This window comes from Paenibacillus dendritiformis, from assembly GCF_015845845.1.
Taxonomy (GTDB): domain Bacteria; phylum Bacillota; class Bacilli; order Paenibacillales; family Paenibacillaceae; genus Paenibacillus_B; species Paenibacillus_B dendritiformis_C.
In genome coordinates this window covers 36,555-60,344 of record NZ_LDIG01000075.1, presented here as the reverse complement: position 1 = coordinate 60,344, position 23,790 = coordinate 36,555, and the positions used below count along the sequence as shown (strand labels likewise).

Below are 23,790 nucleotides of genomic sequence, written 5' to 3'. Positions count from 1 at the left end.
TGCCTCCGGCTCACCCTGCTCCGGGCCCGCTTCCCCTCTTCTATTCGCTTCCAGGCGGAGCCGTCTTCCCGGCTTCTTCTTCTTGCTCCCGAAATAACGGAATATGAACGCGAATCGTCGTCCCCGCGCCGGGCTGGCTGATGACATCCAGATTGCCGCCCAACTTGTCTACCCGCTCCTTCATCGTCGTCAGACCGTAGCTTCCGGTCTTGTAGGACGCGTCCTGCAGATCGAAGCCCTGGCCGTCGTCCGCGATGGCCAGGATGAGCTGCGCCGGCGTCGCATGCATCGTAAGCGTAACCTGCGTCGCGCGGGCATGCTTCACGACATTAGCCATCGCCTCCTGAATCATCAGGAAGCTCTGGTGCTCGATCGCCTCGGACAGCTTAATATTCATGTCAAGATCGAATTTGCCTTGAATGCCGTTCTGCCGGCAGTAGTCGGGAAACCAATGATCGAGCGCCTCCTGCAGCGTGCGCCCGTCCAGTTCCAATGGGCGGAGCTGGGCGATCAGGCTGCGCATTTGCCGTTGGGCGATATGCGACATCTGAATCAATTGGTTGACCACCATTTCCGCCCGCTTCATATCCCGCTCCATCACCTTGGGAAGAGAAGAAGAGGCCATATGCAGGGCGAACAGCTGCTGGCTGACCGTATCATGCAGATCTCTGGCCAGCCTGCGGCGCTCTTCCAGCACAACCGCCTCGCATTCCTTCTCCCGATCCATCACCTGCTGCTCCGACATCTTCTGCAGCAGGCGCAGCTTCTTCTCCATCGCGTCGACCATCGTATTGAAGTCCTCATAGAGCCGATCGAAGGACGCATCGTCCCCGAGCGGAATCCGCTCCGACCAATTGCCCTTGATCACCTGCATCATGCTCAGATGCAGCACGTCGAGGCGGCGCTGCAGCCGGACGCCGGCGACATAGCCCATAATGAGCGACACGACGACGACCGTGCTGATGCCGAACAGCCACCAGTTCATGCCGTGGTACCATGCGCCGCCATAGACAATGCCAATCCAGAAGACGCTCATAATAAGGCCGCCCGAGATAAGGAAGGTAAGGAGAAGCTCCCATTTGACGCTCCGGGAACGGCGAACCCAATTCATCAGCATTCGTTATCCTACCCTTGTTACCTTCACATCGCCGATAAACGTGCTGACGACGATGCGAATTTTTTTGCCGGCCTCATAGAAATAAGGGGTCTCCATCTGGACGCTGCTCATAAAGCCGTCCTTCTTTTGATCGAATATTTTCACATCGCCGAGGAAGGAGCTCGACGTTACGCTCACCCCCAGGTCCATATCGTTCGGAACGAATACCTTCACGTCACCGATGAAGGAAGAGACCGTAATCTTCGTCTCACCGTAAGGGACCTGCGCCTTCGTCAAGTCAATGAACGTATCGCCGATGAAATGAGAGAGATTCGTCGGCTTCAGCTCCCAATAATCGCTGCCCAGATGGGTATCGCCGATGAACGCCGATTTGTGGAACGTATCCCGCTTCGGATTGCCTGACATTCCTCCCATTGGAGGCGGCGGCGGAACCGATCCGGAGAAGGAGCCCGACTGGCCATGGAAATCATTATTTTTCGGCTCCTTTTTCGTATAGTTCGTACCGAATTGCTCATCGAACTTGCTGTCAAAATCATAGTCCGTCGGCGGCGGTGGCGGTGGAGGCGGGGTCTGCGCATGCGCATCGAATCCCCAATCGTCCTGCTTCCAATCCTTCGGTCGATGACGATCCCGGTCAGGACGCGGATAATCCCGCTTCTTGAACAGCATCCAGACTCCGCCTACGATAAGGGCAAGCGGGAACAGCATTTTGAAGAAATCGCCCGGCGACATATAGATGTACCCCAGATTCGACAGCAGGAAGTAGCCGCCGACCCCAAGCAGTATGACTCCCCAGAAGGCGCCATGCAGGAGCGAATTCAAGCCAATGACGATCAAAATGACCGGCCAGAAGGTGCGGAACAAATCCCCGATATTCATATCGATGTAGCCTAACTGGCTGAGCATAAAGAAAGCACCGAGCGCGATGAGCACCAGACCGCCGAACCATCGTCCCCGATTATGTTGCATGTTTCATCCCTCGCTTCTATCCAAATGCGGCTCGCACTTATGCCGCTTCATGTATCTCTAGTGTAAGCGATGACTCGTCCGGGCGCCAGCGGCGTGAGATTGAAATCGGCCTCGGTCTCCAGACCGAGGGGATGGAAGCTGATTCCAGCTTAACGAATAAGGCCGGTTCAAGCCGGTCAGGCATAGCCGGAGGCGGGTGCAATCAAGCTGATTCGTAGCGTTATGATTGACAACGGTGTACTTCATGTATATGATGTGTATGTAATACATGCACAGTTGATTTCGATGGAGGTCCCATGAAAATTATAATTTCCAACGTGTCGGATCCGCCGATTTATCAGCAAATCAAGGACCAGATCAAGGATGCCATCCTGTACGGAGAGCTGAAGGAGGGCGAATTGCTGCCATCCATCCGGGCGCTGGCCAACGATCTCCATGTGAGCGTGCTGACGACGCGGAGAGTGTATGATGAACTGGAATCCGAAGGCTTTATTACCACAAGGCCGGGCAAAGGCTCCTTTGTCGCGAAGGAGAACCTGGATCTGCTGCTGGAATCGAAGCGGCATATGGTGGAAGTCAAGCTGACAGAAGCATGGACAACCGCCCGCGCGCTTGGAATCAGCAAGGAAGAACTCATGGCCATGATGGAGATACTTTTCGAGGAGGAAGACCGATGAATTCGATACTCGAAGTTACAGGACTTCACAAACAAATTGGCTCATTCAGCCTGCAAGATATCAGCTTCTCTCTGCAGGAAGGCTGCATCACCGGGCTCGTTGGGATTAACGGGGCAGGCAAGACGACGACAATCAAAGCGATCCTTGGCTTGGCGGAAGCGGATGCCGGACGCATCGCCCTATTCGGCAAGGACATGGCCGGTCATGAACGGGAGCTGAAAAACCGGATCGGCGTCGTGATGGATGAAGGCTGCTTTTATGAGGATCTGACCTTGGAGGAAATGAAAAGCATCGTCGCGCCGGCCTATTCCCAGTGGGATGAGTCCGCATTCAAGCAATATATGTCGCGCTTCAACCTGGAGCCCGGCCAAAAAATCTCTACCTTGTCGAAAGGAATGCGCATGAAATATGCGCTTGCTCTGGCGCTCTCCCATCATGCCGAGCTTTTGATTATGGATGAGCCTACCAGCGGTCTCGACCCTTTGGTGCGAAGCGAGCTGATGGATATTCTGCTTGATTTTATGAATTCAGGCGGAAAATCCGTCTTCTTCTCCACCCATATTACGTCCGATCTGGACAAAGTGGCCGATGCGCTCATCTTCATGGATAAGGGAAGAATCAGATTCATGGAGGATAAGGATGACCTGCTGGATTCTCATGCGGTCGTCAAAGGAGACAGGGCGGCGCTGAACGAGGAGACGAGAGCGTTGTTTTTGAGCCTGGATGAGACTCATTACGGCTTTACGGGCTTGACGAACGATAAGCTGGCCGTCCGCCAACAAATGAACAACGTGCTTATCGAGCGTCCCACGATCGAAGACGTGATGCTTGGTTATTTAAAGGGGGCAAAATAGATGCTGTTACATCTTGTAAAAAAAGATTTTCTTCTGGCAAAAAAGCATTTGGCCTTCATGCTGGCGGTGGCGTTTGTGTTGCCCGTTTTTATCTCTTCAAAGCTACCTGTCGCCGGCAGCTTTTTGGCGTTTTTTATTAGCTGGCTTTATTTTGTGTACCTGCTTTTCAATACCGTGTCGATGATGGAATACAAATATAAAGGCGCGGCCTTGCTTTGCGCGACCCCCTATACTCGCCAAGCATTGGTCAAAGCGAAATATTTATTTATTGGCATACTGTTTGCCGCTTGCTTTTTGATATATACGATAGCGGCTCTGATTTTGCCGTCAAACCTCGAATTATTGTCCGCCGCTTCATTCGCCGGATCGTTTCTGCTCTTTTCCCTTATCTTCGGGATTCTGCTGCCGTTTCAATATCATTTCGGCTACGAGAAGTCCAAATATGTGTTTATGATTTTTGTCTTTCTGACGCCGTTTGTATCGCCGGTCATCGTTCGGGCGGCGCATGATTCCCGCTTCAGCCTAGGCCTTAATCTGCCGCTCCCGCCTGCCGTGCAAGCTTGGCTTCCGGCGCTGCTCGGACTGTTGATTGGATGGATGTCGATGCGCCTGTCGTTAGCCATCTATTCCCGTCAAAACCTGTGACGCCGATACCCGGCGCCGGGAACGGGGACGACAGGTCGATGGAGAGCCGGTCAAGATACTCCCACGGCCCGGGAGGGATGCAAAAAAGACCGCCTTATCGGCGGTCATTGCATCTCTTTATAACCAGGGAACAAGCCGTTGCCGGACGTCTTCCATGGAAGTGTAATTACAGTTTTTCCGGCTGTCTTTTGGAGATACGGTTTGCCTGCGGGTTGTTCAGAGCGCTTGCCGCGCCTTCCGATTCAACCGCAAACTCCGTGTCCGCAGCTTCGTTGCCAGCTGCGAATTCCGTATCCGCAAAGGCATTTCCCGCTGCAAACTCCGTGTTCGCAGCCGCGTTTCTTCCTGCAACTCCTCCCGGAACTGCACCCGCGTTTCTTGCGGCCACTCCCGTATCTGCAACCGTGTTTTCTGCTGCAAATTCAGCGTCGACATATTTCGAATTCGCTGGGGACATTCTGTTCGCTTTGTTGTTTTTCATCGCATTTCACCTCCTGAGTGTTCGCCGTCGTTGGCGAGCATGTCAAGGAAACTTCGTTTCCCACGACAAGTAGTATGCGATGGTCCGCCCCGCTTTATTCGCGCTGCGGGCTACTGCAGCGATTTAGGAATCGAGCCGGTTTTGAAGACGGCTTCGTTCAGTTGATTCAGCATGTCCTCCGACACCTTGCCGCTGCCTTCCTGGATAAGCTGAACTTCCACTTCTTTCTTGCCCCACTGCTTATATACCTGCTTCGTTGTATGGAAATACAAATCGATTTTATTTCCCTTGATTTTCGAACCGATATCCGTCACGATGCCGTATCCGTAGCCGGGAATATATAAGATGCTGCCGAGCGGGAAAACGGACAGATCGGCGGCGATGGTCGACACGTAATCTCTTCGCACCTTCACCCCGGAGTAGGTGATGCCGTATTCCGGATGGCCCGGTTTTTTCCCGGTCGATTCCACACCTGCCGTATAGCCCGTGGCGATGACCTTCACTCTCTTGATTACCTGCTGCTTCCCCGGTGCCAGATTGATATCGGAATACGACATCGAGGAAGTCGGCACGGCCTTGCGCGGCTCCTTCTGTGACGATTGCGCCGCTTGTTCCGGACGGCCCGGAGGATTGACATATACTAGCGGAACCGGCAGAGACTGCTCGCTCCTTGCATTGTACGCCCCAAGCGCGGCAAACCGGTTCCAGGCCATCGAAGCCGCACCGTACACCATCGGCGGAAGAGCCGCATAACGATTCCATGCGTCCTGCGGAATGGCTGAGCCACCCCATACCGGCGCCGAGGCCGGCAATTGCCCCTGCTGCGTTCCGACAGACATCGTTCCTTGCGCCATCATGTACTGATAGCGGTATGGATAGGCATCCGCTTCTCCCCGGTATGGCGTGAAGGCAATCGCGATCGCGCCGAGCAGTACAATGGCCGCCAGTCGAAGCCCCGGATAGTTGGCATTGCCGCCAGTCGGCTTCAGCATCGGACGTTCTTCCCAATTTGGTTCCTTGTTCATTCCTGTCAACATATGGTTACCCCTCCCTTAGTGGGAAGGATGTCCACGGATAATTTATTTTATGCATCATCGACAAAAAAAGAACCCCCTCCGATAAGGAAGGCGTTCATTCGACATAATCCAGCGGCTAATCTATTTATGGACCAACAGGGCGGGTTCAGCGGGAAGCGGGCCGCCAACATCCAGGATGACGTCATCCTTATGGATCTGGACGCTCAGCACCAGCCCGATCGAGACCATATTCACCAACAGAGAGCTGCCGCCATAGCTGATGAATGGCAGCGACAGCCCGGTTAACGGCACCAGGCCGATATGCATGCCGATATTGACGAAGATTTGAAAGACCAGCATCCCGGCCAGTCCGATCACGAGATAGGATCCGGCCAGATCGCGGCTCGCGCGCGAGATGAGCATCATGCGGTAGATAAGAAAATAGAGCAGCAGCAGCGTCGAGGACCCTAAAAACCCGTATTTCTCGCCGATGACCACATAGATGGAATCCGAATACGCATACGGAATGTAGCCGCGCTCGATATAGAATCCCGAATCGCCCCCCAATCCCCCCGAGCCGATCGCATGCATGGCATTGTTGACATGCCATGATTTATCGGGATCGCTGGCCGGATCGAGAAAGGTCTGTATCCTCGACATTTGATGCGGCTTGACCAGCTTGGCCAGCAAATCGTGATCGGCGTAATACAACCAGCAAATCGCCCCGATGGCCACCGCGATCGCGCCAAGCAGCAAGGCCATTTGGGAGGTTCGGATGTTGCCCATCCATAGCATGGCGAGCAGGACCCCGACGAAGACAAGCGCCGTGCCGAGATCGGGCTGCTTCATAATCAGGAACGTGGGGACAAAAAACACGGCGCCTATCGGCAGCAGATCGGGGACTAGACGAAGCGTCCGTCCCGACCGCTTGTGCAGCAGATCGGCGGCCACCAATACCGTGGCTATTTTAATCAACTCGGAGGGCTGAAGCTGGAAGCTGCCGATGCTCAGCCACCGGACCGCTCCGTTGATATTTTCTCCAACGAACATCACGAGCAGCAGGAGCGCTATTCCGATTCCGTATAACACGTAGGCAACGGGGCCCATGAGCATCGTATAATCGAACACCGCGACAAGCAGCGTCGGAATAATGAACAAGACAAACAAAACGATGTTGTTCACGTATAACCCGTCCAGCTTGGTGCCGGCCGTAGCCCCATGCACGGCTATTGTGCCAATGATAAATGAGCGCGAGCATGAAAATAACGGTCGGTCTATCCATTTTTTTAAGCTTGCGAATATAGATCATATCAGTACCTCTTATTCATAGGTGCGGAGGCTTGACCGTTCCTGCAAAGATCTGGCGAGGGAATCGTGGTCTTCGGGAATCCTGCAAAAATGCATTAATTTCTTCTTCTCACCAGAAGAATTTGGAAAATTGCTGCAAAAGTCCAGGATTTCGCCTGTTTCTCCATTAAACAAACATAAATTGGCATAAAATCCTGCATCCATGCAGGATTTTATTTTTCGAAACGAGGCATCAGGGCGAATACTGTATATTTGCAGCAATTTTGGGCCAAGGCCTCTGCTATCGGAGCGCCCGCCTGACCGCCGCATCCGCCTCCGCGACCAACGTTGATTCGTCCTCCTTGTGATTCTAATAAGTGACGACCGATATACAGCCAGAGAGTCCGGAAAATTCCGCAACCAGAAGTTAAAGCGATTAAACTTTATTCTTGGATACAGGCGCTCGCTATTCCTTTGCCTCCGGAGATAACAATTCCTCGGAAGGCACCTCCGGATCGAGCCAATTGTCAATCAGCTTCCGCGCATAATTCAGGTCCTCTTTATCCAGTATGCCATACCAGATATCATCCATAATTTTTCCTTCCTCAACCAATGAATAGCTGGTGAATGAAGGGAGGCTGTCCTTCAATAACATCATTTTGGCCAAGCCAATCATATCGCTGGGCAAAATATCAGTGTCCAGGTTGTCACCGGCAATCTCCAGAAGCTCTGGCAAATGGCTGATCTTGTCAAGCTGTACCATTCGCTTCATCAAGGCCTGCAAAAAGATACGGTTGCGCTCCATCCGGTTCATGTCCGAATCTTCGCGATAACGCACATAGTTCAACGCCTCCAGCCCGGTATAAATGGGCTTGTTCGCTTCGATCAGGAATTTGTCATGATAACGGCTGCGATTCCGAATGTCTTCCGTAATCGGCAATTCGACGCCGCCCAGCGCATCAACGACATCCCTGAATCCTTTAAAGTTGATGGCCGCATAGTGATTCACCGGATGCTGGAGCAGGTGTTCCACGGTCTCGACGCTCATTTTCGCGCCCCCGAAGGCATAGGCATGGGCGATTTTGTCTTGCTTGTCCTTGCCGACAATCTCGGCGTAGGAATCCCTCGGGATAGACAAAAGCAATATCCGGTTATCCTTAGGCCTCACGACGGTATAGAGAATCGAATCGAATCGGAGCGTCCGACCTCCTTGTCGCGCTGATCGATTCCGAGCAGCAAGAGCGAGAACGGATCATCTTCAATACCGATGGTGTCCTTCGTCTCATAAATCGGTTTATAGGTCCGATCCAATGATTGCTCCACCTTATCCGACAGGAACATATCGAAGGCGAGTACGGCTAGCTGCTTGCGAAATATAAAGGCGCCGACGAGCATAATGCCCGCAGCAAGCGCAATAATCGCCCACTTCTTATTTAATTTCATCGTTCATCTCTCCCAAACTCATTTGGCCGCGGTATGCTTGTTTTCTCCACAATTCGATGCCATCGTCTTTCCACACATAGACATCCATGCCCTTTTCTCCGCCGCCCAGAGCCCAGCCGAGCACAATATCGGGATAACCGTCCTGGTTCAGATCGGCCAACCCTGCGTAATCGAGGCCGTGGCCGAAGCCCTTCGTATCCCACACGACCCGCCACGCTTCATCCTCCCGCTTCAGCAAGGCCGCCTTCTGCACCTTCTCGTCTTGAATATTCGCTTCATAGACGACGACGACCTCATCGTTGCCGTCCCCATCCACATCCCCGACCGAGATGCCGTTGCCCTCTTCGCCGAGAGCCGGTATCAATAATCTGGAAAAGCCGGGAATGTCGCTTAACACAAGGCCGCTGCGATGATGGGGCTCGGGCCGTGGCGGCTGAACCAAATCGGCCGGAGCGGAAGGCATGCTGCATCCGCCTATCCACAGCAAAGAAGCCGCTGCGAGCGCTCCCCATCTCCGTATGTCTCTCATTGCATCCCCTTCTCTGCCTGTCTTCCACTCTAGTGTATTGGTTCATAACCAAAAATAGGTTATGAAAAGGTTAAAATTATGCTGTCTAACGCTGCGGAAGGAACGCCTGAATCTTCGTTCCCCGTCCCGGCTCGCTCTCTATTTTCAGATACCCGCCGTGCAGCTTCACGATCTCGTGGCAGATCGACAAGCCCAGCCCGCTGCCGGCTCCGCTGTTGTCGCCTTTATAAAATTTTTGCAGGACGTTCCCGATATCCTCCTCGGGAATCCCCGCCCCCGTATCCTCGACCGTAAGAACGATATATTCCTTGTGCGTGTCTGCACGCATCGTAATGGTCCCGCCCGGCAGAGTGAACTTTAGCGCATTATCCAACAGATTGAGAAGCACCTGCTTCAAGCGGTTGGCGTCCGCATAGACGACGGGCAGGTCATCTCCCGCCTTGACATCCAGCTCCAAACCCAGTCTGGCCGCTCTTGGGGCAAGCTGTGTCCCGACATGCCGCAGCAGCTCCGGAATATGCACCGGGGCGCGGGACAACGTAATTTTTCCATTCGCCAGCTTGGAGAAGTCGAGCAATTCATCCACTAGCTCGGTCAAGCGGTCGCTTTCCGATTCAATCACGTCCAGCCCCTCCTCGAGCAAAGCCTTGCTGTCGCTGCCCGCGGCCTTCAACGTCACTGTCCATCCCTTAATGGACGTTAACGGCGTTCGAATCTCATGGGATACCGAGGAGATGAATTCATTTTTGAGCTGATCGTTTCGCTGCAACCGGGATGCCATCGTATTTAACGTGTCTGCCAAGGCCCCCAGTTCGTCCTTGTACCGTTTCTCCGCTCTTGCCGAGAGATCGCCCTCTGCCATCTGGTCTGCGGCCAGCTTCAGCTCCTGAATCGATCCGGTGATCGTCCGCGACAGGAACAGGCTGACCACCGCCACAATGGCGACAACAAGCAGGCCGGCCGCAATGCATAAGGCCGCAATCCAGCGGATGGTGGCAATCGTGCCCGTCAAGGACGCGACATACCTGACGACCCCAACCGTCTTGCCGGCTGCCGCCAATGGATAAGATACAGCCAGCAAGGACTCGCCAGTAGAGGCCGATGTCCCCCGCCAGATGCCCATCGCTCCATCCCGCGCCTGGCGCACATCCGGATAATCAATCCGGCTACCGGCTGCCTGGACGTTGACATTATCCTGAAGAAGGCGTCCCGAAGCGTCAATGATCTGCACCTGTGCCGCCGTATTTTGGGAAAATCCCCGCAGCAGCCGCTCCGATTGCTGAGACACATCCTGCCCGGAGAAATACTGCTGAAAAAAAGCGGCCGAAATTTCCGCTTGATTTATGAGAATGCGCCTGACGCTGGAATGGTAATAGTAATCCACCGACGCGATCAGGAACACTTCCAAGATCGATACCGTAATCAGGATGACCGCCAAATAGCTTCCTACTAATCTTTGTCGGATGCCCACAATGTCATTCGTCCTTTCTCCAGCGGTACCCGGTTCCCCATACCGTCTCAATCCGATGCGGCTTCGAGCAGTCGTCTTCGAGCTTCTCTCTCAGCTTCCGAACATGCACATCTACCGTCTTCGGATCGCCGACGAAGTCCTCTCCCCAGACGAGGTTCAACAGCTCATCCCGGGATAGCGCTTTGTCGGGATGCTCCATAAACACCTTGACCATCTGATATTCCTTCGGGGTCAACCCGATCACATCATCCTGCTTGTACAGCCGGTTCGCATCCAGGTCGAGACGGAACGGACCGGATTCCATAATCTTCCGCGCAGGCCCGGCCCCTTGCCGGGTCCGGCGCAGCACCGTCCGAATTCGTGCGACAAGCTCCAGCGGATTGAACGGCTTAACGATATAGTCGTCGGCGCCGAGCTCAAGGCCTTTGATTTTGTCCAGATCTAGCCCGCGCGCCGTGAGAAAGATAATGACAATGTCGGGATCCACCTCTCTCATCCGCTCGCATAAGGCAAAGCCATCGATATCGGGAAGCATAATGTCGAGGAGGACCGCATCCGGACGGGTTGCCGCAAAACGATGCAGCCCCTCCTCTCCTTGCGCGGCCTCCGCAACCTGGAAGCCGTTCCGTTCCAAATTAATCGTGACAAACCGTCTAATATTATCGTCGTCTTCAACGACGAGCACTTGATTGCCGCACGAAGTATTCATCGCTGCCTCCTTCACTCCCATTCATGCATGCACAAGGGAGAATCATTTACTTCTATCAGGCAGCCGGCGCGGGTACAGCACCGGCTGCCGCAGCGCTGGCATGCAGACGGCGCGTCCGTTCCGGCCTTACATTTATCTTCTATTATAACGGGTGACGGGACGGTTCCGCGATCCCCCTTTTTTCGGCCCGCTGCGGGAGACCATGCCCAGACCGGATGAACGGCAAAAAAAGCCCGGGAAGCCATCCGCGTTCAAGACGCAAACCGCTTCTCGGACCTTATCCTTCCAGACGGTCTTCCTATTTTCTTAGCACGACCGGCTTCGCGGGCGAATGGCCGATCGGTTGAGGGACCGGGGAACTTGCGGGGCGGTTGTGCCGCGCACCGTCAAGCCGGCCCATCTGCTCCGGATAGCCGTACTCGCCGTGCTCGCTCAGATCGAGACCTATCACTTCCTCCTCCTCTCGCACTCTCAGGCCAGAGATTTGCTTGATGCCATACAACAGCACATAGGAAGCGAGAAAGGCAAACGCGCCGGCTGCCGCGATTCCGTAAGCTTGCACCCCCAACTGGTGGAGGCTGCCCGTATCGAGAAGCCCTCCGGTTCCGACTCCTGCCTTGGCCGCCAGCTCCGTCGTTGCGAAAATTCCGTTCGAGAGCGTGCCCCAGATTCCGGCTATCCCATGGACGGACAACGCGTAAATCGGGTCGTCAATGCGCAGCTTATCGAACAGCCTCGCGCTGTAGAAGACCAGCACACCGGCGACAAGACCGATAAGCACCGCCGCCCACGGCTCCACAAACGCGCAAGAGGCGGTGATTGCAACCAGCCCTGCCAACGTGCCGTTCAATAGCGTCGGAATATCCGCCTTGCCATTGACGATCCAACTGATCGCGAGCGCCGCTCCCGCGCCGGCTCCGGCGCCCAACTGCGTGTTCATTGCTATATACCCGAAAAATCCGTCATCTACGGCCAACGTGCTGCCCGCATTGAAGCCGAACCATCCGATCCACAGAATAAGCACGCCAAGCGTGGTGTAAACCTGATTATGCCCCTTCATCTCCTCGGGGGCTCCTTTGCCGCCGAAGCGCCCAAGCCGCGGCTTGAGCAGCAGCGTCGCCGCCAATGCCGCCATCGCGCCGGTCAAATGAACGACGGTCGATCCGGCGAAGTCCTGCTTGCCATGCTCCGCCAGCCAGCCGCCGCCCCAGATCCAGTGCGCCACGACCGGATAAATGACCGCCGTGAACAGGATGGTGAACAGCACATAGACGGACAGCTTCGCCCGCTCCGCGAAGCCTCCCCACGCAATCGACAGCGCCACGGCCGCGAAGGCGAATTGAAAGGTGAAGAATACGAACGGGGGCAGGCCGTCAGCGCTCCGGGGATTGAAGAAAAAATCCCCCCAGCCGACGAATCCGTTGCCGCTGCCGCCGAAGATAAGGCCATACCCGACGGCCCAATACACCAGCGAGCACAAGCCGACCGTGAACACGGTTTTCCCTGCGATATGGCCGGCATTCTTCATGCGGGTGGAGCCCGACTCCAGCAGGATAAAGCCCGCCTGCATGAAGAGGACCAGCACGGCCGACAGCATGACCCAGAGGGCATTCATCCCCGTGTAAACGAATCTAACGTAAATATCTCACTTCGCAGGTTAGGTTAACAGCAAAATACCGCAGAGGATCATCCTCTACGGTATCGAGACAATTTTGATTTTACTGGGATACTTTAGAAAGCGGATTTTCGGTAAACTTCTCTTTATAGACCGTGCCGTCCTGTTTGAATACTTTAAATTGGGTGAAATTGTTCGTCGGGCAAAGCCTTCATCCAGGAACGATTCATGCTCCGAGTCATTGCCAATGATCGAATGGAACCATTGATGCGCTATCTCGTGCACGAAGGCTGTCTTATTTTCCGGATCGTCCTGCGCGCTGACCAGCCCCATCTGGATAAGTCTGGAGAATTCGACAGCCACGCCCTCGACATGGGATTCCACGATGCGGAATTCAGGATAGTCGTAAGGACCGAACTTCTCGCTGAAGAAGGTGATCGCCTTGAAGGCCTCATCGATGTATTGATTAATGATTTCGGTCTTTTTCGGATCATTGTCATCATTATAATAATAATATTCCACGGTCAAGCCGTTCACCGTTTTGCTCGCCTTATGATACTTCGGGCTGGCGAAGAAGACCAGCTCCCGCGTATTGTCGGCCTGGGCCGTAACCGTTTTGCGTCCGGGCTCTGCCGCCGCTTCGGACAGTTGGCCCGGCATCGCGCTACCTGCAGCTTGTCCGGCACATTCAGACTGACGCGATAATCGGCCATATCGTAGTAATCGGATTCGAACGTTTTGCTGTACGGCTTTTTTGCCCATGAATGCGTCTTCCCGTCATAGACAGACATGACCGGGAACCAATGCGCGCCGTTCACAATGTCTTTGTAATAGGACAGCCGCTGCATGCCGAACGGAATCTTCGTCTTGAATTCCAGCTCCAGCGCGACCGCTTCCCCTTCCTTCAACGCCTTCGCCAAGGAAACCGTCAGCGCTTGATTCTCATTCTTGAAATCGAGCGTCCGTCCCGTACTCGCATCCTTCACGCCAATAATATCGATGCCGCCGAGAAAGTCCTCCGACTTCTTATCGGGATTCTCCTTGGCGATCTGCTCATTATTCCGTGCGAACATGGTAGGTTGGGTCTTTTTCGAGCGGTTCGCGTCGGCGAACAGGCGGAAGACGACATCGGTAATCTGGTCGGATGAAGTATTGCGGTAGGTTACCTTCTGTTTTCCGGTAATCGTCATCTTCTCGGTGTCCAGCTTCGCTTGTATATCATATTGAACCTGCGCCGCGGCATCCCGCTTCGCCTGTTCCGCCGCGGCGTTCTGAGTCAAGCCTGGCTTGCCGCTCACCTTGGCATAGGCGGTTCCGTTGCCGGCCAGAGGGGCCGCCAGCATCGTGAAGGCCATCGCTGCCGCCAAGGTCTTATGCAGCAGTTGGCGTCCTGTTATTTTCATCAATCTCCCCACTCCTTATCGTTGCTAAATGTAGCGGAGGCAAGAACCGGCATGCCAGTGATTTTCCTTATCGGAAGCTTACAAACTTGTCAGCCCGGCATCCGGATCGATTGGACCATCTGCCGCTCACACCAACCACAAAAGACGCCTGTCAACGACAGACGTCTTGTATTACGGCATAGATTGTCAAGCAGCGCTGCGCCCGCGCAGCGGATTCGGCTTCCGTCTCGGCCATTGGCGGCACGCATGCACGCTCGCTAGGTTACTATTCCTTCGGCTGCGCGATATAGCGCGTCCGAATCTCTTCCTGCATCAGGCCGATCAGCTCCGCGAGCGGCTTCATGCCCAGATCGCCTTCTCCGCGCTTGCGGACGGAGACGGCGCCTTCGTTCTTCTCATTCTCGCCAACGACGAGCATGTAAGGCATTTTCTCCAGCTGCGCTTCGCGGATCTTGTAGCCGAGCTTCTCGTTCCGCACATCGGCTTCCGCGCGAATGCCCGCATCGAGCAGCTTGTCGGTCACTTCCTTCGCATACGCCTCATACGCCGGCGATACCGGAAGCACCTTCGCCTGCACCGGAGATAGCCATAGCGGCAGCGCGCCGGCGAAGTTCTCCAGCAGGAACGCCGTCATGCGCTCCATCGTGCTGATGATGCCGCGGTGAATGACGACCGGGCGATGCTTCTGCCCGTCATCTCCGACATATTCAAGCTGGAAGCGCTCCGGCAGCAGGAAGTCGAGCTGGGCGGTGCTCAGCGTCTCTTCCTTGCCGAGCGCCGTCTTGATCTGCACGTCGACCTTCGGACCATAGAAGGCGGCTTCCCCTTCGGCTTCGAAGAATGGAAGGCCCAGCTCTTCGACGACTTCGCGCAGCATGCGCTGGGACATTTCCCACATCGCATCGTCCTGGAAATACTTCTCGGTATCCTGAGGATCCCGGTAGGACAGGCGGAAACGGTACTCCTTGATGCCGAAATCTTCGTAAACTCTGCGCAGCAGCGCGATGACGCGCGCGAACTCTTCCTTAATCTGGTCCGGACGGCAGAAAATATGAGCGTCGTTCAACGTCATCGCCCGGACGCGATGCAGCCCCGTCAAGGCGCCGGACATCTCGTAGCGGTGCATCATGCCGAGCTCGGCAATCCGGATCGGCAGGTCGCGGTAGCTGCGCATCTCGCTCTTGTATACCATCATATGATGCGGGCAGTTCATCGGACGAAGCACCAGCTCCTCATTGTCCATCTCCATTTTCGGGAACATATCTTCCTGATAATGCTCCCAGTGGCCAGACGTCTTGTACAGCTCGACGTTGGCCAGCACCGGCGTATAGACGTGACTGTAGCCGAGGCGCTCCTCCAAGTCGACGATATAGCGCTCCATCGTGCGGCGCAGCGTCGCCCCGTTCGGCAGCCAGATCGGCAGCCCCTGGCCGACTTCCCGGGAGAAGGTGAACATTTTCAGTTCCTTGCCGAGCTTGCGGTGATCCCGTTTTTTCGCTTCCTCCAGGTAATGCAAGTATTCGTCCAACTGCGCCTTCTTCGGAAAGGCGGTGCCGTAAATCCGCTGCAGCATCTGGTTGTCCGAATTTCCGCGCCAATAAGCTCCTGCCAGGCTGAGCAGCTTGAACACCTTGATCTTGCCGGTCGACGGAACATGCGGGCCGCGGCACAGATCGAAGAACTCGCCCTGATCATAGATCGTGATTACCGAATCCTCCGGCAGATCGCGGATCAGATCCAGCTTCAGTTCATCGCCAATCTCCTCATAGATTGCCATCGCTTCTTCCCGGGAGACGACGCGGCGCGTAATCGGCAGATTTTCCCCGATAATCCGCTCCATTTCCTTCTCGATCTTCGGCAGATCTTCCGGCGTCAACGAAATATCAAGATCGATATCATAATAGAAGCCATCCTCGATGACCGGACCGATGCCCAGCTTCACATTCGCGTCCTTATAGAGCCGCTTAATCGCCTGAGCCATCAGATGGGCGGTGCTGTGGCGCATCACTTCCAGCCCTTCCTCCGAATCCGCCGTCACGATCGCCACCTCGGCGTCATGCTCAATCGGCGTCGCCAGATCGACCAGTGTGCCGTCCAACTTGCCGGCCAGCGCGTTCTTCTTCAAGCCGCTGCTGATCGAACCGGCGACCTCCTCCAATGTTGTGCCCTGCGCATACTCCCGTACGGCGCCGTCGGGCAGAGTTACTTTGACCATAGACATGATGCTGGACCTCCTCATTTCGGCTATTGCCCTGCGATATCCGTATGCGTCATCTGTACATTCCCGCGAGCCCCGGATAACAAAAAACACCCGTCCCCGGCAAGGGACGAGTGTTGACGTACGCAGTTAACCCGTGGTTCCACCCTCATTCAACCGGAAGCGCATATCCCCTCGCAACACCGCTTAGCGCGGTTGCTTGCGATCGGTCTTTCCGGTTCTTGAGCATTCGGTAACGGGAATGACTCGTTGAGCGATACTGTCCCGGCCAAGCCGCATGTCGGCTCCCGGGGTTCCCGCCCAATGCTCCGAAGGGGTCAATGTGCGCGGCCACCGAAGGGACTTGCAGCCAAGGTCCCTCTCTCTGGGCGGTTCCATTTCGCCATTGTTGTCTTCGTCACAGCATGTTGCATCGCGACTGATATCGCATTTTAGATTATGCCATATTATATGGCATTTTCGGCAGGAGGTCAAGCAGGGAACCAGCCCGTCCTCAATAATCAGGCGCCGTCTCCTGCTTCTGCCAGAGCATCGATTGACAAGCGTTGCAGCGGATGCAGACATGAACCCGCGATTCAAAAATTTGCTGAATCGTCTTGATAACCTGGGAATCCGGCTCCCGCGTATGAATGATGATATTTTGCGGAGAGACATTGATAAGCGTGCTCACAATCATGTCCTCCATTTCCATATCGCAATCGACCATTTCCACGATCATGCCGTCCATGACATGCTTCGGCTCCAACGGCTGCAGATCCTCATTCAGCAAAGTAAAATCATGGCCTCCGCTGTGCATCAGATGCGCGAGCGGCACCTTCGTTTCCTGAATATAGACAAAATATTTCAACAGCGCGATAAATTCCTGGTATTGCCGCTCGAGCACAAATTCATCCACGGCATAATCGACGACCTCCTGGAGCTCGGCCATATAAGGCTGCAGCCGGAAGCGGATGAATCCGTCCAGATGAAGGGAGGGATGCTCCTCCAAATAGCTGCGGATAGCCCGCACCACCTTCTTTTTGCGGCGCCGCCGCGCCTCCTGCCCGCCGGTATCGTCACCGCCGCTCAATAGCAGCAAACAGTAATTTTCGATTTTGACGCATTCCTCCGGCTCATAGCTCGTATATTTTTGAATCAAGGCGCGCAGAATCTGCTCTTCTTTGGCGGTCAGAATGAATTCGGCCAATGCGCGGGCACATCGATTCCATACTTCGGCGCCATGGCGCGCCAGTTTAAAATCCGGCAGCACTCCGCTGCACGCAATGGAGCTTAGCTGTTCACCGAACGTGACATCCAATTGGACAATCGTCTGTTCTTTATGTAAATCACCCAGCTCCTGCTGCAGCAATTTGCTTAAAGACAAAACCTCTTCCCGTGACGCATTCGGAAGCGTTAACGTGAACAGTTCCATATGCCCACTCCTTTCTGTTCCTTATTCAGTATATGGGGCTGCGGAAACAGATATACGAAGCGGGTTCTGGAAATGAAGCCGAAGCCGGACAGGCTGCCGGATGGCAATTTAGACAAGCTGTAGCCGGCATGTGAGACAGGCTGGCGGAAGGCAGGTCAGGCAAGGCGGGGGGCGATCCTGGGAGGCAAGCTTCTTTTTAATGTGTCCGGTAAAACGGGGGCGGCGATGCTGGGTGGTCAAAGCGCGCCTCGACCCAAAATGATTTGTTTATAGGAGTTACGAATCATTAGTTAGTTTATTTTACCGTGTTTAAGATTAAGCAATTCGTGTACAGTTATGGGTATGTCCGTATAATAGAAGAAGGAGCGGCCTTTTGCCAGGCTGCTTTTTTGTGCAAGTAATGATAACCACATCCCAGAAGGAGGACGCGATGAATATTCTAGTTGTCGATGACGAGCAGAGCATCTTGAACCTCATCCGTCTCAATCTCGAGATTGAAGGCTACACGGTACACACGGCCGCAAGCGGCCAAGCCGCGCACGAACAATGGCAGGCGCAGCAGATAGATTTGATTATTCTTGATGTTATGCTTCCCGATACAGATGGGTATCAATTGCTGCGCGAGTTCCGCAACAGCAATTCAGACGTTCCCGTCATCATGCTTACCGCCAAAGGACAAATCAACGACAAGCTGCTGGGACTGCAATTAGGCGCCGATGATTACCTCGTCAAGCCGTTCCACAGCACGGAGCTGCTGCTCCGAATCAAGGTGATCGAAAGACGGATGAAAAAACAAGAGCAGACGAACTCCGGCTCCAGCATCATGCATTGCGGACCTTTTCAAGTCGATCCGGAAAAGCGCGCGCTAGTTGTGAACGGACAGGAAATTACGCTAACGTATCGAGAGTATGATCTGCTTCTGCTGTTATTATCCAATAAGCAGCGCATCTTCACTCGCGATGATCTCCTTATGAAGGTGTGGAAGCTTGATTATCCGGAAAATACGAGAGCTGTCGATATTATGATACAGCGCCTCCGCAAAAAGCTAGGAAAAGAAGGAGAGCGAATCAAAACCATTTACGGCGTCGGATACAAAATAGATTGTTGAGTTGCACGGCCATTTTGAACAAGGTGGACAACCCATGACTTTACAGAAACGCTTTCACTTGGCACTTCTTGCCCTATTCATTCCTGTCATGCTTTTTCTCTATATCGTGCTTGATATTTCTTTGCAGAATAATGTTTATCACTCCGCGGTCAATTCGCTGCAAAAGCTAAGCGTAGAAGCTCAGATCTACACGATCAATTATGTGGAACGCGAACAAAAAGGAAGACCAGACGTCACGCTTCAAAAAGGGGCGCCGCTCATTGCCTCATATCTGTCCAAGCGCATGGGCATTCGTGTTCAGCTCATTAACGCGCATCATCTCGTCCTGGCCGATACCGAGCGAGGAGCGCTGTCTTATGTGAATCAGGATATGGAACAAGCGATGCTTGGCAATAAGTCCTATATGTTTCAAAAGGCCTCTCCTTCTCCGTTGCTGCTGTTCTCTAGCCCAATCTACGTCGACAATCAAGTCATCGGATTAATTCGATTCCTCCAGCCCTTAGAGGATGAATCGCAGCTGCTCAAGCGAATGAAGGTCACCTTCGGGGTGGCTTGCTTGCTTATTCTCGCTGCCGCCGTGTTGATTGCGAATCGCTTCGCCAAGTCGCTGAGCAAACCGATCGAGCAGCTTCGAGATATGGCGAAGAAGCTTGCCAACGGCCATTATGGCAGCCGTATCGAACTAAGCGGTTATGAGGAAATAAGTCAGCTGGCGCATTCCTTGCATGCAATGGCCGATGCAATCGAGCTGCATATCAAGCAGCTAAGCCGGGAGAAGGACAAGCAGCGCGATTTCCTGGATCGAGTCACTCATGAGCTGAAGACGCCTCTGACCGCGATTATGGGATATTCGAACCTTATTCCACGTCTGAAGGATCCGAAGGATGTTCAAGAAAGCCTGCGCCATATTTCCGTGGAAAGCGAGCGCATGCTTACACTTGTCGAGGAACTGCTCAGCCAATCCAAGTATGGAGACAGCCCGTTCTCGGTATCTCCTACCATATGCGATATCGCGGCGATTGCGAGCGAAGGCGTCTATATAATGCAGCCACGACTCGACAAATATCGGATTCGGCTGCACAACGAGCTAGTACCTACAATGGTTGTCGCGGATCCGGATAAGACGAAGCAGATTTTCCTGAACCTGCTCGATAACGCAATCAAATATAGCGATGCATCCGAGCTATTGATTCAACAGACATCAAGCGATGATGCCGAGCGAATTACGATCCGGGACGATGGAATCGGCATAAGTCATTCCCTCATTGCACGGTTCGAAAGCTCTTCATCGGACGAGAGCCTGACATCGGACGCAGGCAATGGCTTCGGATTGCTCATATGCAAGCAGTTGATGGCCCTGCAAGGAGGAGAAATGTCCATACAATCCGAGGATGGGATCGGAACGACGATCACGCTCCAATTCCGCTCGCCGGCAGCATTGGATACACATCCTCTGCCAACATGCTCGAAATAATACATTTATGAAACAATTACGAGGAGATTATGAAATGATGATTGTTTATGCTGAGCAAGGAGAGTAATGCAGAATGAACAAGCTTATATGGAGTGCCTTTCTTTTTACGGGAATCATTCTATTGCTGTCTTTTGCCGGCTTCTTCCTGAATGAGCAGGTCTATCAGAAGGTCGGCATTATCGACGATAAGCATGAAGTATTGCGAAAAGTAAGCGATTCCCTTCCTGTTCAAGCAATAATTTCTCATCAGAAATGGGGATCTGTGCATGTCAATGACGAGGTAAGTCTGCACGCGTTCGTATCCTATATGGATCGGATCAAGCAGGAGTATGAACCGAAGCTGTCTACTGAAACCGACAGTGAGCAGGCCATTCTCTCGGGACGTATCCAATATTTGAACGGAAGCGAGCAGACCTTTGAGCTTGGCAGCACTTTTACCCTAGGCAAATGGTCTTACGGCCCTGGACACGAGACTCCTCTGCTGTCTGCCCTGCAGACTCAGCTGCAAAGTCTTTATTATACGCCCGAGCATTTCGCACAATTCATACGAACTGCAAAGGGGCTCACTTTCCGCTCTGATGGCGTACAAGGAAATTTGCTTGATCATGAAAAGGGTTACTTGGTGTCCAGCATTCAACAAGCATTGGAAATCAAAGATCTGGTCGAAATTAAGCAATTGTTGCTCCGCAAGCAGAAGCCGCTCGGCTCTATTACTGCATACAAGGAGGACAAGGAGTTGAAAAATGACCGCGCCAATATCCTGCATATTGTCGTTTATTCCGACTATGTCGTCATGCAGTATATGGGCGATGACAACGGAAATTCGATCTATTTGCAGGCGGGCTTGGAGAAGCTGCTTCATCGAGAGAACGCAAAGGCGGATATAAGATGACACGATTACTCTACCTTTTACTATTCGTCTGTCTAGTTGCGCAGGCAGGCTGTTCCAATGATCATCATGCCATTACTGTGGATGAGCAAGGTATGCCCGACATGAAGGGGCGCCATCTGGTTGTATACGTGGCCGCTCGTGAAGAAGTCGGCAGTGCGCTACTGTCCTCCTTCTGTCAACAAACAGGATGTACGTACGAGTACATCCGGCTGTCGACAGAGGAGATATTGCGTCGCGTGTCTCAAGAATCAACGAAGCCGCAAGCGGATCTCGTCATTGGCGGAACGATCGATGCGCACATGACGATGAAGGAAGAGGATCTATCCTCCCCGATTCACAGCGCAAATATGGATCTGATCCCGTTCCCGTTCAAGGATGAGGACGGGTATTGGGCCGGTTACGAGGTTGAGCAGTTATCCATTGCGGTTAATCGCGAACGCTGGAATCAAGAATTTGCGCCGCTCGGGTTGAAGATCCCTACAACGTGGGAAGACCTGCTTGATCCTGCATATCGCGGCAAGCTTGTCATGCCAGATCCGAATTACTCAGGAACCGCGTACACGTTTATCGCCTCGTTATACGATGCATGGGGCGAGCAGAGAACTTCCGATTATTTGCGACAGTTGAACCGCAATATCGGTCTGCTTACTGTAAACGGCTTCATGCCCGCACAATACGTCAGCTCGGGCGAGTATGCAATCGGTATCAACTTTCTGGGAGATCAGCGCAAGCTGCGCGAGGCCGGGTTCGATATCGTGAGCAGCGTTCCGAAAAATACGAGCCTATTCGTCAATGGCATATCGAAAATCCGGAACGCGCCCAATGAGGCCGCTGCAGACTGGTTCATCAACTACAGCTTGTCACAAGAGGCGGCAGCTGTCTTGGAACGAGTGTCTTACGGCACCCCGACCGTTCACGAGAACAAGCAGGATGCAGCGAATTCCGCTGTCTTGCCTGTACACAGTTCCATGCGTAGGCATGAACAAATCATTGACCTTTGGAACAGAATGCGTGCGGACAAAAAAGGTCAAGGAGAATGAAGAATGTTAGGTTGGTTGAAAAAAGCTCCCGCCATACCTCGATTGCCGGAGCACATGATCGCGAAGATGTACCGAATTTTCCGTATGCGTACATTAATCGGTATTTTTATCGGTTACGCAGGCTACTACTTAGTACGCAGCAACTTTACGTTGTCCACACCATATTTGAAGAGTGAGTTCGGGTTCACCCCTTCTCAAATCGGTATGTTGAGCGCGGCACTTGCCGTTACCTACGGAATAAGCAAATTCTTCATGGGAAATTTGGCGGACAAAGCCCATACGCAGCGATTTATCGCTGTTGGTTTGTTCTTGTCTGCCGTCGTTAACCTTATCGTAGGATCTACTTCCTCGTTCGGTCTCATCTTCATAATGCTTGTCGTGAACGGGGTGTTTCAAGGCATGGGCGCTCCTCCTTGCAGTATCGTACTGGCGAACTGGTTCTCGAAGAAAGAGCGCGGTACGTATATGGGAATCTGGAATACGTCCCATAATATCGGCGGAGGCATTATCGCGCCAATCGTCGGTGTTGCATTAGGGATTCTAGGCTCGGCTTACTGGCAAACCGGAATTTTCGTCGTTCCCTCGATTATGGCCATGATGATCGCCGTTTTCGTATGGTTCTGCGGCAAGGATACTCCGCAATCGGTTGGTCTGCCGCCAATCGATGAATATCGCAACGATTATGACGATGTGGAACGCAATCCAGACGGCGACAAGCTGTCCATGAAAGAAATCTTGATCAAATATGTACTTAAAAACAAATTCATCTGGTACCTGTGCTTGGCTAACGTATTCGTGTACTTCATTCGCTTCGGCGTCTTGAACTGGGTACCATTATACTTGACGGAAGAAAAAGGCTTCACGCAATCGCAGTATCACGTTGCATTTGCTGTATTCGAATGGGCAGCCATTCTGAGCTCGCTCGTCGTCGGTGTGCTTAGCGACAAGTTGTTCAAAGGCAACCGGATGCCGCTCTGTATTATCAGCATGGTCGGCGTCGTGTTGGCTACGCTCGTGTATTGGCAGTCTGCGAACATCCTCGTAATTACTATCGCCGTATCCATTATCGGCTGTCTCATCTATGTGCCGCAGTTCCTGATTGGCCTGAGCGCAATCGACTTCGTACCGAAGTTCGCTGTAGGTACCACTGTTGGCATGACTGGTTTGTTCGCTTACTTGTTCGGTAACTTGACTGCAAGCGCACTCGTTGGATTTATCGTCGAATCCTCCGGTTGGAACGGTTGCTTCCTGTTGCTTCTCGCGAGTGGCGTACTGGCAACACTCTTCCTGACGCTGATTCAGGTCGGCCGCAAGAAGAAGCTGGCTAACGCTGCGAACCAAGCGTAAAGTCGTAGCAGGATATAAATTAAAAAAATAACCCTCTGATGTGACGCTACCTAGGCTGGGCATCAGAGGGTTTCCTATTTATTC

General features: G+C 53.4%; 23 protein-coding genes. 8 read left to right on the top strand and 15 right to left on the bottom strand.

Going from position 1 to position 23,790, the window contains the following annotated elements:
- Positions 1-40: 40 nt before the first annotated feature.
- Together ABD76_RS04775 and liaF are read right to left on the bottom strand one after the other, a co-directional pair.
- Positions 41-1,111: a HAMP domain-containing sensor histidine kinase gene (locus ABD76_RS04775; RefSeq protein WP_420901920.1), complete on the bottom strand. Its 1,071-nt coding sequence runs from the start codon at positions 1,109-1,111 to the stop codon at positions 41-43.
- Positions 1,112-1,120: 9 nt separating this feature from the next.
- Positions 1,121-2,086, bottom strand: a complete 966-nt coding sequence (liaF, locus tag ABD76_RS04770) for a cell wall-active antibiotics response protein LiaF (RefSeq protein WP_197254672.1) — start codon at positions 2,084-2,086, stop codon at positions 1,121-1,123.
- A gap of 296 nt (positions 2,087-2,382) precedes the next feature.
- Between liaF and ABD76_RS04765 the strand changes: the two genes are divergently transcribed.
- From ABD76_RS04765 to ABD76_RS04755, 3 genes are read left to right on the top strand one after another with little or no spacing between them, the layout of a single operon-like run.
- Positions 2,383-2,763 (top strand): GntR family transcriptional regulator, encoded by a 381-nt coding sequence (locus tag ABD76_RS04765; RefSeq protein ID WP_197254671.1) that lies wholly within the window; start codon positions 2,383-2,385, stop codon positions 2,761-2,763.
- Complete coding sequence (locus tag ABD76_RS04760) at positions 2,760-3,617, top strand: ABC transporter ATP-binding protein (protein ID WP_197254670.1); 858 nt, start codon at positions 2,760-2,762, stop codon at positions 3,615-3,617. Before ABD76_RS04765 ends, ABD76_RS04760 begins: the two co-directional genes overlap by 4 nt.
- Positions 3,618-4,262, top strand: a complete 645-nt coding sequence (locus ABD76_RS04755) for an ABC-2 transporter permease (protein WP_197254668.1) — start codon at positions 3,618-3,620, stop codon at positions 4,260-4,262.
- 166 nt (positions 4,263-4,428) lie between these two features.
- Here the strand turns inward: ABD76_RS04755 and ABD76_RS04750 are convergent, their stop codons facing one another.
- From ABD76_RS04750 to ytxC, 13 genes are all read right to left on the bottom strand, one after another.
- A complete protein-coding gene (locus tag ABD76_RS04750) occupies positions 4,429-4,743 on the bottom strand; it encodes a hypothetical protein (protein WP_197254666.1) in 315 nt (104 codons plus the stop codon).
- Between the two features lie 110 nt (positions 4,744-4,853).
- Positions 4,854-5,780 (bottom strand): 3D domain-containing protein, encoded by a 927-nt coding sequence (locus tag ABD76_RS30825; RefSeq protein ID WP_197254664.1) that lies wholly within the window; start codon positions 5,778-5,780, stop codon positions 4,854-4,856.
- Positions 5,781-5,900: 120 nt separating this feature from the next.
- Positions 5,901-6,941, bottom strand: coding sequence for an FtsW/RodA/SpoVE family cell cycle protein (locus ABD76_RS04740; protein ID WP_338125041.1), 1,041 nt, complete (start codon positions 6,939-6,941; stop codon positions 5,901-5,903).
- Positions 6,942-7,512: 571 nt separating this feature from the next.
- Positions 7,513-8,190 (bottom strand): LCP family protein, encoded by a 678-nt coding sequence (locus ABD76_RS04735; RefSeq protein ID WP_338125040.1) that lies wholly within the window; start codon positions 8,188-8,190, stop codon positions 7,513-7,515.
- A gap of 20 nt (positions 8,191-8,210) precedes the next feature.
- Entirely contained in the window at positions 8,211-8,489 is a 279-nt protein-coding gene (locus ABD76_RS30370; RefSeq protein ID WP_338125039.1) for an LCP family protein, read from the bottom strand.
- Entirely contained in the window at positions 8,476-9,018 is a 543-nt protein-coding gene (locus tag ABD76_RS04730) for an FG-GAP repeat domain-containing protein (RefSeq protein ID WP_197254662.1), read from the bottom strand. Before ABD76_RS04730 ends, ABD76_RS30370 begins: the two co-directional genes overlap by 14 nt.
- An 85-nt stretch (positions 9,019-9,103) precedes the next feature.
- Positions 9,104-10,489, bottom strand: coding sequence for an ATP-binding protein (locus ABD76_RS04725; protein ID WP_197254660.1), 1,386 nt, complete (start codon positions 10,487-10,489; stop codon positions 9,104-9,106).
- Positions 10,490-10,493: 4 nt separating this feature from the next.
- The gene (locus ABD76_RS04720) at positions 10,494-11,198 is read right to left on the bottom strand and encodes a response regulator transcription factor (protein WP_197254658.1); all 705 of its coding nucleotides are present in this window, start codon (positions 11,196-11,198) and stop codon (positions 10,494-10,496) included.
- 298 nt (positions 11,199-11,496) lie between these two features.
- Positions 11,497-12,813 (bottom strand): ammonium transporter, encoded by a 1,317-nt coding sequence (locus tag ABD76_RS04715; protein ID WP_242069365.1) that lies wholly within the window; start codon positions 12,811-12,813, stop codon positions 11,497-11,499.
- Positions 12,814-12,891: 78 nt separating this feature from the next.
- Positions 12,892-13,350, bottom strand: coding sequence for a gluzincin family metallopeptidase (locus ABD76_RS29260; protein WP_242069364.1), 459 nt, complete (start codon positions 13,348-13,350; stop codon positions 12,892-12,894).
- The gene (locus ABD76_RS04710; RefSeq protein WP_242069363.1) at positions 13,347-14,216 is read right to left on the bottom strand and encodes a gluzincin family metallopeptidase; all 870 of its coding nucleotides are present in this window, start codon (positions 14,214-14,216) and stop codon (positions 13,347-13,349) included. The genes ABD76_RS29260 and ABD76_RS04710 overlap by 4 nt, the downstream gene beginning before the upstream one ends.
- 265 nt (positions 14,217-14,481) lie before the next feature.
- The gene (thrS, locus tag ABD76_RS04705; RefSeq protein WP_197254657.1) at positions 14,482-16,437 is read right to left on the bottom strand and encodes a threonine--tRNA ligase; all 1,956 of its coding nucleotides are present in this window, start codon (positions 16,435-16,437) and stop codon (positions 14,482-14,484) included.
- 490 nt (positions 16,438-16,927) lie between these two features.
- A complete protein-coding gene (gene ytxC / locus ABD76_RS04700; protein WP_197254656.1) occupies positions 16,928-17,845 on the bottom strand; it encodes a putative sporulation protein YtxC in 918 nt (305 codons plus the stop codon).
- A gap of 430 nt (positions 17,846-18,275) precedes the next feature.
- Here ytxC and ABD76_RS04695 point away from each other — a divergent pair, with 430 nt between their 5' ends.
- From ABD76_RS04695 to pgtP, 5 genes are all read left to right on the top strand, one after another.
- Positions 18,276-18,953 carry a response regulator transcription factor gene (locus tag ABD76_RS04695; RefSeq protein ID WP_197254655.1) on the top strand — a complete coding sequence of 226 codons (678 nt, stop codon included), beginning with the start codon at positions 18,276-18,278 and terminating at the stop codon, positions 18,951-18,953.
- 34 nt (positions 18,954-18,987) lie between these two features.
- Entirely contained in the window at positions 18,988-20,427 is a 1,440-nt protein-coding gene (locus ABD76_RS04690) for a sensor histidine kinase (protein WP_197254654.1), read from the top strand.
- A gap of 73 nt (positions 20,428-20,500) precedes the next feature.
- A complete protein-coding gene (locus ABD76_RS04685) occupies positions 20,501-21,319 on the top strand; it encodes a DUF3919 family protein (RefSeq protein ID WP_197254653.1) in 819 nt (272 codons plus the stop codon).
- Positions 21,316-22,359, top strand: coding sequence for an ABC transporter substrate-binding protein (locus tag ABD76_RS04680; RefSeq protein WP_197254651.1), 1,044 nt, complete (start codon positions 21,316-21,318; stop codon positions 22,357-22,359). Before ABD76_RS04685 ends, ABD76_RS04680 begins: the two co-directional genes overlap by 4 nt.
- A 3-nt stretch (positions 22,360-22,362) precedes the next feature.
- Positions 22,363-23,706 carry an MFS transporter gene (pgtP, locus tag ABD76_RS04675; protein WP_197254650.1) on the top strand — a complete coding sequence of 448 codons (1,344 nt, stop codon included), beginning with the start codon at positions 22,363-22,365 and terminating at the stop codon, positions 23,704-23,706.
- Positions 23,707-23,790: the final 84 nt, after the last annotated feature.